Source organism: Aeromonas sp. HMWF014 (genome assembly GCF_963878295.1).
Lineage (GTDB): Bacteria > Pseudomonadota > Gammaproteobacteria > Enterobacterales > Aeromonadaceae > Aeromonas > Aeromonas popoffii.
Window position 1 is genome coordinate 1 of the sequence record NZ_CAWNYS010000505.1, and the last position, 13,857, is coordinate 13,857.

Sequence of the window (13,857 nt, forward strand, 5' to 3'; positions counted from 1 at the left end):
GGAATTGGTAAATGGTTGTTTTTGCCCCATGGGAGTTATTCCGACCCCCGATAAATGCAACTGTCAATCACCAGAAAAATAAGAAGCTCTTTATTATCACAAAGAACTAAAAATGAATGTCGCTGGGGTTTTGTTCAAGAGCAAAAATCAAGAGAAGAACTTAAAACTCTAATGTCTTCAGGTTCAAAAGAAGTTGATGACTTTATAAAGTTATTTGAACTAGAGAGTAAATCAAAAGATGATGAAATACAAAGATTAGAAGCAGAAATAAACAGGCTAAAATACAGCAAACGAACAATAAATGAATCCAGTATTGATACTCCAGGTTGCATTGTGATAAATAGTAGCGAACATGAAATTTATCAAGCAGAGAAAATTGGAATAATTATTGAAGCCTTAGAGTTCTACAAAGATTCATGCAGCTCTCACGAAAGAAGACAAATCATCATCTCTGATATATTAAATCTTAACAATCGTAGTGATGAAAAAGATGCCCTTTTAACACAAGTTAAAGAGCTCTTGCGAAACTATACATCAATGAATGCAAACACAAAGAAAACATTTGAAAAAATAGGCTTTGATGTAACTGAGGATGGAAAACATTACAAGCTTATATTCCGTAATGAAAAACGACTTCCTTTTATATTATCTAAAACAGGAAGTGATCATCGAGGTGGATTAAACTCATTCTCAGATCTAAGAAAAGTATTTTTTTAACCCCAATCTTGGACTGCATATTTTTCCAGCCAGCCATTACTCGGCTGGCTGGTTCTACAATGACTAATGGGTTGGATATGATTCTCAAATACTCCACCTATTAATCTCCGCGCCCTCCAACCAATACGCCCTTTCAATCCTCACTTCGACCACAAGCTCGGGATCGTTAATTACCTGCAGCAAAGTCCCCAGATAGTCGGCCAGCACCTGAGCAAGCAGCTAGCTGCAACGAGTGCTCCAGACAGTTGCCCGGCTTATCGAGCAGCAGATCGAGCAGCAGATCGAGCAGCAGATCGAGCTTAAATCCCCTTTCCCAATCCACAAAATAAAAATCCCCCGTTGCCGGGGGATTTTTATTTCTATCGGTTAGCTCTGAGCAAAGGCTCAAGCCAGCAGAAACGCCCTTAACCGGGCAAACTCCGCTGGCAAATTAACGGAGAGCAGCGGCAGCTCGGCGTGCTTGGCGAGCGGGCCGGGCAATGGCACATCCAGATTGAGGATCTCGTCCACCGACTCCTTGAACTTGGCGGGGTGGGCGGTGCAGAGGAACACCCCTACTTCGTCCTCGGCCAGCTGTTCGCCCAGCAGATCCCAGGCAATCGCACCGTGGGGTTCGCAGAGGTAATCCAGCTGGTGCAGGCGTTTAAGCGCATCGCGAGTCTGGGCGTCGTCACGCATGCCTGACCCTAAGGTCTCCAGCGCCCAGCCTTCGCGGCGGCAGAGCTCTTCTACCCTGGGCCAGTTGTTGGGGCGGCTGACATCCATGGCATTCGACAGGGTTGCCACTGTCTGGTGCGGCTCCCACTGACCGGTTTTCAGATAGCGCGGCACAGTGTCGTTGGCGTTGGTGGCGGCGATAAAGCGCTTCACCGGCAGCCCCAGCGCCTTGGCGATAAGGCCAGCGGTGAGGTTGCCAAAGTTGCCGGACGGCACGCTGATCACCGCCTTGGCGCGGTCAGCTTTGGGCAGCTGGGCCACCGCCTCGAAGTAGTAGCAAACCTGCGCCAGCAAGCGGCTGATATTGATGGAGTTGGCGGAGTTGAGGCCAATGGCCTTTTTCAGCGCCTCGTCGTCGAAGGCATCTTTCACCAGCGCCTGACAGGCGTCGAAGTCGCCGTCGATGGCGATGGTGCGGATATTGCCGCCGAGGGTGCAGAAGAGCTTCTCCTGCAAGGGGCTGATCTTGCCCTTGGGGTAGAGGATCACCACTTCGATCCCCTCCAGCCCGTAGAAGGCGTGGGCCACGGCGGCGCCGGTATCACCGGAGGTGGCGGTGAGGATAGTGATCTTGTCGTTAGTTCTAAAGGCCGCGAGGCACTGGGCCATAAAGCGGCCACCGAAATCCTTGAATGCCAGGGTCGGGCCGTGGAACAGCTCAAGGGCATAGGTGCCATCTTTCAATTTGACCAGCGGCGCCGGGAAGGTGAAGGCGGCGTTAATCAGCTCGCTCACCTTCGCAGCGGGCACTTCGTCCCCCAGCAGGTGGCTGATGATGCGGGCAGAGCGTTCGGCCAGCGGCAACGCCAGCAGGGCATCCACATCGGCCAGCGGCGCAATCACGTCGGGGAAGAAAAGCCCCTGATCGCGACCCAGCCCCTGACGCACCGCCTGCGCGAAGCTCACCTGTTCACTCTTGTCCTTGATATTGTAAAGATTCATAGCTCGCTTCCTGTTACCCGTGCCCCGGCCATGTCCAATTTGCAGACCCGGGCAAATCCATCTTCGTTCTGCACGAAATGTGCTTCCATCCAATCCTTCATCCGCTCGGCCTGCGCCAGCTCCTTCATCACCACAAACACGGTGGGACCGGAGCCGGAGATACCGGTGGCCAACGCCCCGTTCTGGGCCGCCTGCGCCCGCACCTCGGCAAAGCCTTCAATCAGCGCCGCGCGGTAGGGTTCGGCAATCACGTCTTTCAGTACGCTGGCGGCCAATCCCTCCTGCCCGGTGTAGCTGGCGTGAACAAAGGCAGCCAGACGGCGGCCATAGGTGAGGCAATCCTGACGGCGATATTGGGCCGGCAGAATGGCGCGGGCCGCAGCGGTAGAGACCACGGTACCCGGGTAGCAGACCACCCAGTACCACTCGTCAAACACCGGAATGCCCTGACTGATGACGCCGTGCTCTTCCAGCACCAGCTGCATGCCGCCGAGATAGCAGGGGGCCACGTTGTCATAGTGAACGGAGCCGGAGATGCGCCCTTCCATCTCCCCCATCAGCAGCAGCATGTCGTGTTCATTAAGCGGCGCGCCATGGAAGGCGTTGAGCCCTTCAAGGGCCGCCACCACGCTACAGGCGCTGGACCCCAGACCCGAGCCCACCGGCAGGTTCTTCTCCAGCACCATCGCCAGCGGCTTGAGTTTAAGGCCGCGCTTCTCCAGCGCCTCGCCATAGGCCACCCAGCAGTCGAACAGGATATTCTTTTTCGGATCATCCGGCAGCTTGTGGGCGTAGCGGCCCACGGCGGAGAGGGCGAACGGCACGTCAGCCGCTTTTACCTGCACCCGATCACCGAGCAGAGAGCCATCCACGGGGGCGAGCGCCGCCCCCAGTACATCGAATCCCACGCTCAGGTTGGCGCTGGAGGCGGGAGCGTAGGCGACGACACTGCCGCCCTGGTACATGTCTGAACTCATGCTTACAACTCCTGCTTCCAGTTCTGGGTGCGCAGCACGTCGGCAAAGACGCCCGCCGCAGTCACTTCGGTACCGGCGCCATAGCCGCGCAGCACCAGCGGGATCGGCTGGTAGTAGGTGGAGAAGAAGGCGAGCGCGTTTTCCCCATCTTTGACCTTGAACAGCGGCTCATCGCCACCGACCGCCTTGATGGCCACCTTGCACTTGCCACCCTCGATGGAACCCACATAGCGCAGTACCTTGCCCTGAGCTTGCGCGGCAGCGAACTGGTCGCGGAACCAGCCGTCCGCTTCGGGCAAGCGGGCCATAAAAGACTCCACATCCTCACTCACATCACCCTCTTTTACAAAAGATGGCGGCAGCGCCTGCTCGACTTCGACATCGGAGAGTTCCAGCGCCATGCCAGCCTCGCGAGCCAGGATCAGCAGCTTGCGCGCCACATCCATGCCATTGAGGTCCTCGCGGGGATCCGGTTCGGTAAAGCCGTTGCCACGAGCAATCTTGGTGGCTTCAGAGAAGGCCATCCCTTCGTCCAGCTTGCCGAAGATAAAGGAGAGGGAGCCTGAGAGGATGCCGTCGAAGGCACGCAGCTTGTCACCGGCCTTGATGAGGTTTTGCAGGTTCTCGATAACCGGCAGGCCCGCGCCGACGTTGGTTTCATACAGGAACTTGCGACGGGTCTGGCGGGCGGTGCGGCGCAGCGCCTTGTAGTAATCGAGCGAGCCGGTGTTGGCCTTCTTGTTCGGGGTAACCACATGGAAACCGGCGGCCAGGAAGTCGGCATACTGGACGGCAACTGCCTCGGAGGAGGTGCAGTCAACGATCACCGGGTTGATGATATGGCTATCTTCCACCAGCTTTTTCACCCCTTCCAGCGAGAAGCTGTCACGGGCTTCCACCAGCTGTTCGCGCCAGTTGGCGAGGTTCAGGCCATCCTTGTTGACCGCCATCTGGCGACTGTTGGCAATGCCCACCACCCGCAGGCCAGTGCCCTGCTCGGCCAGTACCGGTTGCTGGCGGGCAATCTGATCCACCAGCGCCGCACCGACACCGCCGACCCCGACCACGAAGAGATCGATAAACTGCTGGCTGCCAAAGAAGTTCTGGTGACACGCCTTGATGGCTTCCGCCACCTTGCGATCCCGCACCACCGCCGAGATGGAGCGCTCGCTGGAGCCTTGGGCGATGGCGACGATATTGATGGAGGCTTGCGCCAGCGAGGTGAAGAAGCGGGCTGCCATCCCCTTGCTGGTGCGCATACCGTCACCGATCAGGGAGATGATCGCCAGATCGCTGATGATATCCAGCGGCTCCAGCAGCTGGTTTTTGAATTCGAGCTCGAACTCGCGCTCCAGCACCTTGCGGGTCTTCTCACTGTCGTAGCTGTGGATACAGAAGCTGACGCTGTACTCGGAGGATGACTGGGTGATCAGCACGATACTGACCCCGGCGCGGGAGACGGCGGAGAAGATGCGACCGGCCATGCCGACCATCCCCTTCATGCCGGGGCCGGAGACGTTGAACATGCACATGCCGGACAAGTCGGAGATGGCCTTCACTTTCAGGTCATCGTCGCCGCTCTCGGGGCCAATCAGGGTGCCCGGCCCTTGCGGGTTGAAGCTGTTCTTGATGAGGCAGGGAATATGGAACTGGGCCACCGGCGCGATGGTTTTCGGGTGCAGCACCTTGGCGCCGAAGTAGGAGAGCTCCATCGCCTCCTTGTAGGAGAGGGTTTTCAGCAGGTAGGCATCCGGCACCAGACGGGGGTCGCAGCTGTAGCAGCCCTCGACGTCAGTCCAGATCTCGCAACACTCGGCATCGACACAGGCAGCCAGCACGGCGGCGGAGTAGTCAGAGCCGTTACGACCCAGCAGCACGGTCTCGCCCTTGTCGCTGCCGCCGGTAAAGCCCGGCATCAGATAGAGACAATCGCTGCGCAATCCCTTGGCGGCAAAGCGCAGACGGGAGGCTTCGATATCGACGTGGGCTTCCAGATAGCCGCCGTCGGTGGCCAGCAGCTCTTCCGGCACGATCAGATCCACGTCCAGACCGCGCACCCGCAGCAACTCGTGCATAAAGGCGATGGAGAGGTTTTCGCCACGACTCAGAATGCGCGCCTGCACGTTGTCCGGGCAGAGGCCCAGCAGACGAATACCCTGCATCAGCCGCTCGACCTGATCCAGCTCGTTGGTGAGACGGGCCAGCAGCGCCTTGTCATCCAGCGCCGGATAAGCCGCCTTTAACCCGGCCAGCAGGCGGGAGAAGATACCGTTGATTTCAAACAGAGTAGAACTGGCATCCATGCCGCGGCTGGTTTGTTCCACCAGCGCCACCAGATGATTGGTCACCTTGGCAGGAGCAGACAGCACCAGGGCTACCTGAGATTGACCGTGGGTGTTGACCGCGATATCGGCCACCCGTAAAAAACGCATCGCATCGGCCAATGAAGACCCGCCAAACTTCAACACTCTCATCGCTTTCTCTCCCTGTAACTCTATGAAATATAATCTAAAAACCAATCCAACAAAAAGGCCCGTACTGGGTGGGTACGGGCCTTTTTTGATTTCTGTGCTTGCTCGTCAGCGCATCAACCGGCCCCAGTGCCACCTGTGGTGGTACCGGTAATAATGGTGGTGGTGATGACGTTGGTGAATAACTGCATGACGAACACTCTTGAACGAAGCTGGCTTTTAGCAATACCGCGGCTGGCCTTGGGCTGTCAACTTAAACCTCTTTGCCAAGTTTGCGCGCAAGGTCTTTGCAGAGCAGGTGGAGCATGTTCAAATCCCGCTGCGGCAGCATGGGCACCCGGTCCATCACCCATTGATGCAGTTTTTCATCCTGCGAAACTCCGATTTCACTAAGCAATTCTGCTGTTTTGCTTTTCAGTACCCGAACCTGCCCAACGTTATCAAAATTTTCTGCTACGGCCTGCGGCTCATCCAGCAACTGGCTCATCTCGTAGGCGTAGAGCATGATCGCCTGCCCCAGATTCAGCGACGGGTAGCTCACCTTGAGGGGCAGATAGCTGATGAGATCGACCTCGGCCAGCTGTTCGTTGGAGAGGCCTGACTCCTCACAGCCAAAGACGATGGCGACCTTGCCAAGGAAGGGCTTGGCGCGGATCTGCTCGCGGATCTCCCCCGGGGTGAGGTAGTGCTGGTAGCGACCGCGCTCACGGGCAGTGGTGGCGATCACCAGATCCATGTCGGCCAGCGCCTCGGGCAGGGTATCGAACGCCTCGGCCTGGGCCAGGATCTCCTGCGCGCCGTGGGCCACCCAGCTCGCCTCCTCCTCTTCATGTACCCGGCTGGCCACCAGTCGCATGGCATCGAATCCCATGGTTTTCATGGCGCGGGCCGCCGCCCCCACATTCGCAGGACGGGCAGGTGCCACCAGGACAAAATAGAGCTTCATCGGGTTTCCTCACAGGCCAGAGGGCCTCTTAAACAGACGGCAAACAGTCGCCAAACCATCGCCAAAACAGGGGCGCAATCTACCTTTTATCCCCGAAAAATGCCACTTGAACAGACGTTTGAATGTTGCCATAGTGGCCTGACGTGTGACCAAATTACACGCAATCCTTCGCGCTATCGGCCCGACAGATCACAAGGAAGAGAGAGATGCAGCAGCCATTGGAACAGGCCGTCGCCGAGACGATCTTGCAACGCTTCGAGTCGTTTTACAGCCGGTTTCTCGAGATAACCCAGGGCAGCAAGAGCCGCTTCGAGAACAGTGACTGGCTGGGGGTGCAGCTCGCAGGACGGGAGCGTATTCGCCTCTATGATCACCACGTCGGCGCCACCACGGCCCTGATCAAGCAGATGATGGGGGAACATCACGCCACTCAGGAGCTGCTCAAGCGGGTAAAAGGCGCCTTCAGCGATCTGCTGCCCCGTTGTGACAACTTCGAGGTAGCGGAGTCCTTCTTCAACTCCGTCTATCGCCGCATCTTCCGCCATCGCAATATCCGCGACGAGAACCTCTATATCCATCCGTTTCGCAGCCGGGGGGATCATCCTGACTTGAGCGCCCTGCTGCGGGTCTATCGCACCGATCTCGCCCACCTGCCGCAGGCCCTGAGCCAGCTGCTCGGCGATTACAGCTTCACCCTGCCCTATGAGGACAAGCAGCGTGATATTGTCGACATCCACCGTCATCTTGCGGAGAACGGGCCACAAATTCTCCATGACGAGCCGTTTGCCATCGAGCTGTTGAAAGAGGTGTTCTACCGCAACAAGGGGGCCTATCTGGTGGGGCTTATTCGGGTGAAGGGGCAGGTCTTCCCGTTTATTCTGCCCCTGCTCAGTACCGGCCAGAGCATCTACGTGGATACCGTCATCTTCGAGCCGGAGCTGGCCTCCATCGTGTTTGGTTTCGCCCGCGCCTACTTTATGGTCTACGCCCCTGTGCCGGCGCTGTTTGTGGTGTTTCTACGCCAGATCATGCCCCACAAGCCCGATTATGAGATCTACAACGCCATCGGCTGTCAGAAACACGGCAAGACCGAGCTCTATCGCCACTACCGCCACCATCTGGCCCAGAGCCGGGATCAGTTCATCATCGCCCCCGGCATCAAGGGGATGGTGATGAGCGTGTTTACCCTCCCCTCCTACGATGTGGTGTTCAAGGTGATCAAAGACGAGTTCACTCCCCCCAAGGATGTGAGCCACGAGCAGGTCAAGGCGAAGTACCGGCTGGTTAAACAGCACGATCGGGTTGGCCGCATGGCCGATACCCAGGAGTTCACCAACTTCGAGTTTCCGCTGGATCGCATCTCGCCCGAGCTCCTTGCCGAACTCAAGACGGTGGCGCCGTCGGCGCTCACCATCACAGGCGACAAGCTGGTGATCACACACCTCTACACCGAGCGCAAGATGATCCCCCTCAACCTCTATCTGGACAAGGCGGACGAACAGCAGACCCGCCTCGCGCTGGAGGAGTACGGCAACGCCATCAAGCAGCTGGCGGCGGCCAACATCTTCCCGGGGGACATGCTGTTCAAGAACTTCGGCGTCACCCGTCACGGCCGGGTGGTCTTCTACGACTACGACGAGATCTGCTACATGACGGAGTGCAACTTCCGCCAGATCCCGCCGCCGCGCTACCCCGAGGATGAATGGAGCGCCGAGCCCTGGTATTCGGTGGCCCCCAACGACATCTTCCCCGAGGAGTTCGCCACCTTCCTGCTGCAAAAACCCCAGGTGCGGGAGATCATGATGCAGCTGCACAAAGAGATGTTCGACGCCAACTACTGGAAGATGCTGCAGAGCAACATCAAGGTGGGGGTGTTCGAGGATGTCTATCCCTATCGACGCAAGAAGCGCTTCAAGTTCCAGCGGGGGGGATGAGGAGAGGCTCTAGGCGCCTTGCCGGTGGCTCGGATGCAATGCATCTTGCAACCTGGCCGGCACAAGCCGCAAAACGGCATTGAGAAATGGGACGCCACGGCGTCCCTTTCTGATCGCGGCTGTCTGCTCACGCTACGACAGCCTCTGACTGGCATATCAGTTACTTGGCAGCAGGCATGGCATCGAAGGTGAGCAGCGCCACCTTGTTGGCATCACTCAGAACCAGCTGTTGGCCGCTGATTTTGAAGGTTGCCACCTTCTCCAGTTTCTGCAGATAGAGCATCTCCTTGTCGGCCAGATCGCCCATGCACATCATGCGGGTCGAGCCCATGGCCCCCAGCGTCAATACGCCGTCACCCTGCTGGGTGATACCGCCAAAATAGCGGTTGCAGCCGCCCTTGCCCGCCACCTTGTCACCCGCGATCTGCAGGGTGAAGGTATCGTCGCTCGCCCCCTGCAACTGCCAGGTGGATGCTTGCAGTTGAGCCAGATTGGAACCAGTTGCCATGGCGCACCCCCCCAGTGCCAGTGCGGCCAGCAGGGTCAGTTTCTTGTTCATGGGGTCACCTCTTGATGTCAGCGAAATAGGGGAAGGAAAGTGATGATGGTGGCCTGTTTATCATGAGATGGCGGCAGATTAAAACTGTTTTATTGTGATCTGGGTTGCCTTTACTAGCAGCTGGCATGTGCCATGCTTGTATTCCAGTTCCGGACCCAGGGAGGGGAAAAGAATGGTCAAACCACTCATCATCGCATTCGCTTCATGCCTCAGCCTCTGTGCCCAGGCCGCCGACTGGGACTTTCTCAATAGCGAGGAAAACAGCCAGCTCTACGTGAAAAGCTATTCCGGCGCGCTGCTCGGCAGCCAGTCTCACCACAGCGACCATTTCGACCTCTGGCTCATCAACACCGGCTATCAATACTCGGTTCGGGACGATGTCAGCCTCTACATGGAGGCGGGCCCTGCTATGGATCCCCACAGCGAGCAGACGGGCTTCAATATCAGCTCCGGGGTGCGTTACCAGTTCTCCCCCTCGCTGAACATCGGCAGCCAGCTCAAGCAGCTGGAAGTGGACAAGGCCAGCACACTGCTGGAGCTCAATACCAGCCTGCTGCTCACCCCGCAGTTCGCCATCAAGGCAAACTACGGCGTCAGCGCCTTCAGCACAGAACAATCCCTCAGCATAGGCGTCGGCTTCAACTTCTGACCGCTCAGATGAGCCGGGTCGCGCTCACGACTACGCCGTTGAGGTCGGCATAGACGTAGTCACCCGGATGTATGGTAACCCCGGCAAACGACACCACGGCATCCAGCTCACCCTGACCCCGCTTCTCGGTCTTGACCGGGCAGGCCGCCAGCGCCTTGACCCCCAGAGCCAGCGTCGCCAGTGTGCCCACATCACGTACAGCGCCGTGGATCAGGATCCCCTCCCATCCCTGCTCAGCCGCCTTGAGAGCCAGCTGATCACCGAGCAGAGCGCGACGCAAGGAACCACCGCCATCGATCACCATCACCCGCCCCTGGCCGGGTCGAGTGACCAGCTCCCGCACCAGACTGTTGTCTTCATAGCAGGAGAGAGTGACCGCCTGGCCATAAAACAGCGGCTTGCCACCAAAGTTGTGGAACAGCGGATCGGCCACTTGCAGGGCTGCGTCGTGTTGATCGCAGAGGTCGGGCAGTAGATCCAGCATCATAAGCTTCCTTCCATGGACATGATTTGGCTCATTATTTCACCAGCCCGAAGCTCTGACAATCCAGTGGGATTCAATTTTACCCATATGAAGCGGTATGCCTTTCATCAATACCGGCAGCAACCAGAGCTCCCCCTGCTCCACCCAATAGAGGGCGTTCTGGCCGAAACGGGCCGCCAGAGCGATGGACTCACCACGAGAGGAAGCCAGCAACAGCGACGATTCACGCCAACTTTCATCAGGCGAGCTCCCCCAGCAAGGTCCCATGGCCATCATGTAGGGAGACGCCGCGATCACCCGCCAGAGGGCCCGCTGGCGCCGGGTATTACGACGTATTCCCACCTCGCGGCTGGCCGGATTCCAGGCTGTCACTATGGCGTAAGCGGGCCATTGCGGTGCAGAAAAAGGTGCAATAAAACAAATTTTTCTGTAGTTTTCCCACAAATTCATGTCAACCACATGTTACATTCCATTACATTTTATCAGGGCGAAAATGGGGGCAACCCCAAGTATCATGCTGTGAACTCTGTGCTTGACCTATATCAAACCAGAGTTAAAAAGTTGCTATCTGACGGCAAAGAGTGTTGTTATGCGCCTGTTAACTGATAAAATGCAGCCACTTTTGTAATGGACTACCTTTCCAGGCTTCTCTCGATCAGACTTGTTGAGAGCCTATGTGTGGCACAGGGATGTTTGCCGACGCTGATGCCAAATTCGCGATAATCCGACCTGACATTCATACCCAGGATGACGTAATAAATTTTCAGGACCGGTCGGGTAACGCCAAAGAGTGTTAAAATTAAGATAACTAACTGATAAGAATCTGGGAATACTCATGCAAACACCACACATTCTGATCGTCGAAGACGAACTGGTCACCCGCAATACCCTGAAAAGCATCTTCGAGGCCGAAGGCTACGTTGTGCTCGAAGCCAACAATGGCGACGAGATGCATCAAGCCCTGACCGCCCACACCATCAATCTGGTGATCATGGACATCAACCTGCCGGGCAAGAATGGCCTGCTGCTGGCACGCGAGCTGCGTGAAGATGACAACATCGCCCTGATGTTCCTGACCGGTCGTGACAATGAAGTGGACAAGATCCTGGGTCTGGAAATCGGTGCAGATGATTACATCACCAAGCCGTTCAACCCCCGTGAACTGACTATTCGAGCCCGCAACCTGCTGAGCCGCACCATGAATGTGGTCGCCGGTGGCGAAGAGAAGAAGCTGGTTGAACGTTACCTGTTCAACGGCTGGGCACTGGACATCAACAGCCGCGCACTGGTCAGCCCGGCTGGCGACATGTTCAAACTGCCGCGTTCTGAATTCCGTGCCATGCTGCACTTCTGCGAAAACCCGGGCCAGATCCAGACCCGTGCAGAGCTGCTCAAGAAGATGACAGGCCGTGAGCTCAAACCTCATGACCGTACCGTGGATGTCACCATTCGCCGTATTCGCAAACACTTCGAAAGCGTCAACGACACCCCGGAGATCATCGCCACCATCCATGGCGAAGGCTACCGCTTCTGTGGTGAGCTGGAACAGGAATAAGCCCGTTCCATCCCATTACATTTGGTTCAAAAGGCGCCATCGGCGCCTTTTCTCTGCCTGCCGTTTACCCTCTTCCGGCGCAAGCGCAAAACAAAAAGCCCACTCGCAGGAGTGGGCTTTTTGCATGAAAGCTGGAGCGGGCAGCGGGAATCGAACCCGCATCATCAGCTTGGAAGGCTGAGGTAATAGCCATTATACGATGCCCGCCTGGCATCAAACTCGCAACGGATAGCTGGCATCAAACAAACGTCTATAGGCAGTGCGCCAGACAGAGGCGATAGCAAGACGGTTTGGTTACCGGGTATCAGAATGTGGAGCGGGTGATGGGAATCGAACCCACGTATGCAGCTTGGGAAGCTACCGTTCTACCATTGAACTACACCCGCGTCAGGGCCTCTACTATATGCATTTTGAAGCCGAGCGCAATCACCACTGTGCTGTTTTTTACCATAAATCAAGCTGTTCGACCAACTAATGAGCAGCAAGCTGTTTTTTCCATCAAACATTTTCAACACCGGGAATTTACAAGGTTGCCAATGCCGGGGGCCGAGGATAGTCTTGCGCCACTCGACGCGAGGATGGTGGTAATGGACAAGAAAACTCAGAAACATCTTTATGGCTGGTTGCGTAACCAGTCGAGCCACGGCCGACGCTGGATCGGTCTCTCCATAGGCTTTGGTCTGGGTCAGGGCATACTGATGGTGGCGCAAGCCTGGTTGCTGGCGACCCTGTTGCATCGCTTCATCATGGAGGGTGCCACGCCGGAACAATCCATTCCCCTCTTCATTACCCTGCTGCTGGTGACCCTGACCAAAGCGGCGCTGGCCTATGGCCGTGAAGTGACCAGCTTCAAGGCGGGCAGCGCGGTGCGCCAGGCTATTCGCGAGCTGGTGCTCACCCGCCTCGGCCGTCTCGGTCCTGCCTATATCCAGCGACGCCCGGCCGGCAGCTGGGCCAGCCTGCTGCTGGAACAGATTGAAAACATGCAGGATTTCTTCTCCCGTTACCTGCCGCAGATGGCCATTGCCGTCTTTATTCCCGTGGTGATCCTGGTGGCCGTGTTCCCGGTCAACTGGGCAGCGGGCCTGATCCTGCTGGGCACAGCGCCCCTCATCCCCTTCTTCATGATCCTGGTGGGGGTGGGTGCCGCCGATGCCAACCGCCGCAACTTCCAGGCACTGGCCCGCCTCTCCGGCCACTTCCTCGACAGGCTCAAGGGTCTTCGCACCCTGCAGCTCTTCATGCGCACCCAGGCAGAAGGGGATGCCATTCGCGACGCCTCGGAAGATTTTCGCGAACGTACCATGGAGGTACTGCGCCTTGCTTTCTTAAGCACAGCCGTGCTGGAATTCTTCGCCGCCATCTCGGTGGCGCTGGTGGCGGTCTACTTCGGTTTCTCCTACATAGATCACCTGAACTTCGGCCACTATGGCGCCAAGGTCACCCTGTTTACCGGCCTGTTCGTGCTCTTCCTCGCCCCCGAGTTCTACGCCCCGCTGCGCGAACTCGGCGCCCACTACCACGCCAAGGCGCAGGCCATCGGCGCCGCCGAGCAGTTGCTGGCATTCCTGGAAGCCGAGGTGAGCGAGCCCGCCTCCGGTAACACCCCTTTCCATGCAAACACGCCCATCAAGGTCGAAGCCAAAGGCCTTGAAGTGCTGAGTGCCGAAGGCAAGGTGCTGGTTGGCCCCATCGACTTCACCCTGGAGGCGGGTTCACGCACGGCGCTCATCGGTATCAGCGGCGCTGGCAAGAGCTCGCTGGTCAATGCCCTGCTCGGTTTTGCCCCCTATCGTGGTGAGCTCAAGGTGAACGGCCAGGAGCTGGCCAGCCTCGACATGAGCCAGTGGCGGCTGCAGCTGGGCTGGCTCTCCCAGAACCCGCAGCTGTTCCACGCCTCCTTGCG

General features: G+C 57.5%; 12 protein-coding genes and 2 tRNA genes. 5 read left to right on the forward strand and 9 right to left on the reverse strand.

What is annotated here, in order from left to right:
- Positions 1–54: 54 nt before the first annotated feature.
- Entirely contained in the window at positions 55–717 is a 663-nt protein-coding gene (locus tag AAC083_RS19740) for a hypothetical protein (protein ID WP_146181742.1), read from the forward strand.
- 384 nt (positions 718–1,101) lie between these two features.
- Here AAC083_RS19740 and thrC read toward each other — a convergent pair whose 3' ends face one another.
- The 4 genes from thrC to AAC083_RS19765 all read right to left on the reverse strand — a co-directional run bounded on the left by thrC (position 1,102) and on the right by AAC083_RS19765 (position 6,770).
- A complete protein-coding gene (gene thrC, locus AAC083_RS19750; protein ID WP_108537521.1) occupies positions 1,102–2,376 on the reverse strand; it encodes a threonine synthase in 1,275 nt (424 codons plus the stop codon).
- Positions 2,373–3,353: a homoserine kinase gene (gene thrB / locus AAC083_RS19755; RefSeq protein ID WP_108537522.1), complete on the reverse strand. Its 981-nt coding sequence runs from the start codon at positions 3,351–3,353 to the stop codon at positions 2,373–2,375. Before thrB ends, thrC begins: the two co-directional genes overlap by 4 nt.
- Before the next feature lie 2 nt (positions 3,354–3,355).
- Positions 3,356–5,827: a bifunctional aspartate kinase/homoserine dehydrogenase I gene (gene thrA, locus AAC083_RS19760; protein ID WP_108537523.1), complete on the reverse strand. Its 2,472-nt coding sequence runs from the start codon at positions 5,825–5,827 to the stop codon at positions 3,356–3,358.
- A gap of 250 nt (positions 5,828–6,077) precedes the next feature.
- The gene (locus tag AAC083_RS19765; RefSeq protein WP_108537524.1) at positions 6,078–6,770 is read right to left on the reverse strand and encodes a tRNA/rRNA methyltransferase; all 693 of its coding nucleotides are present in this window, start codon (positions 6,768–6,770) and stop codon (positions 6,078–6,080) included.
- Positions 6,771–6,976: 206 nt separating this feature from the next.
- Here AAC083_RS19765 and aceK point away from each other — a divergent pair, with 206 nt between their 5' ends.
- A complete protein-coding gene (gene aceK, locus AAC083_RS19770; protein ID WP_108537525.1) occupies positions 6,977–8,704 on the forward strand; it encodes a bifunctional isocitrate dehydrogenase kinase/phosphatase in 1,728 nt (575 codons plus the stop codon).
- Between the two features lie 160 nt (positions 8,705–8,864).
- Here the strand turns inward: aceK and AAC083_RS19775 are convergent, their stop codons facing one another.
- Positions 8,865–9,263, reverse strand: a complete 399-nt coding sequence (locus AAC083_RS19775; RefSeq protein ID WP_042037585.1) for an META domain-containing protein — start codon at positions 9,261–9,263, stop codon at positions 8,865–8,867.
- 172 nt (positions 9,264–9,435) lie between these two features.
- On the opposite strand from AAC083_RS19775, the gene AAC083_RS19780 reads away from it, so the two are divergent.
- Positions 9,436–9,912 carry a hypothetical protein gene (locus tag AAC083_RS19780; RefSeq protein WP_108537526.1) on the forward strand — a complete coding sequence of 159 codons (477 nt, stop codon included), beginning with the start codon at positions 9,436–9,438 and terminating at the stop codon, positions 9,910–9,912.
- 4 nt (positions 9,913–9,916) lie between these two features.
- On the opposite strand, the gene AAC083_RS19785 is transcribed toward AAC083_RS19780, so the two are convergent.
- Both AAC083_RS19785 and AAC083_RS19790 read right to left on the reverse strand, forming a co-directional pair.
- Positions 9,917–10,396 carry a putative 4-hydroxy-4-methyl-2-oxoglutarate aldolase gene (locus tag AAC083_RS19785; RefSeq protein WP_108537529.1) on the reverse strand — a complete coding sequence of 160 codons (480 nt, stop codon included), beginning with the start codon at positions 10,394–10,396 and terminating at the stop codon, positions 9,917–9,919.
- Between the two features lie 39 nt (positions 10,397–10,435).
- The gene (locus AAC083_RS19790; RefSeq protein WP_108537527.1) at positions 10,436–10,855 is read right to left on the reverse strand and encodes a DUF3293 domain-containing protein; all 420 of its coding nucleotides are present in this window, start codon (positions 10,853–10,855) and stop codon (positions 10,436–10,438) included.
- A 376-nt stretch (positions 10,856–11,231) separates the two neighbouring features.
- Between AAC083_RS19790 and arcA the strand changes: the two genes are divergently transcribed.
- Complete coding sequence (arcA, locus tag AAC083_RS19795; RefSeq protein ID WP_042037588.1) at positions 11,232–11,951, forward strand: two-component system response regulator ArcA; 720 nt, start codon at positions 11,232–11,234, stop codon at positions 11,949–11,951.
- A 132-nt stretch (positions 11,952–12,083) separates the two neighbouring features.
- On the opposite strand, the gene AAC083_RS19800 is transcribed toward arcA, so the two are convergent.
- Both AAC083_RS19800 and AAC083_RS19805 read right to left on the reverse strand, forming a co-directional pair.
- Positions 12,084–12,158 (reverse strand) — tRNA-Gly (locus AAC083_RS19800).
- Positions 12,159–12,263: 105 nt separating this feature from the next.
- Positions 12,264–12,337: transfer RNA gene (locus AAC083_RS19805), tRNA-Gly, on the reverse strand.
- Positions 12,338–12,538: 201 nt separating this feature from the next.
- On the opposite strand from AAC083_RS19805, the gene cydD reads away from it, so the two are divergent.
- A partial coding sequence (cydD, locus tag AAC083_RS19810; protein WP_108537528.1) for a heme ABC transporter permease/ATP-binding protein CydD occupies positions 12,539–13,857 on the forward strand: 1,319 nt, incomplete at its 3' end.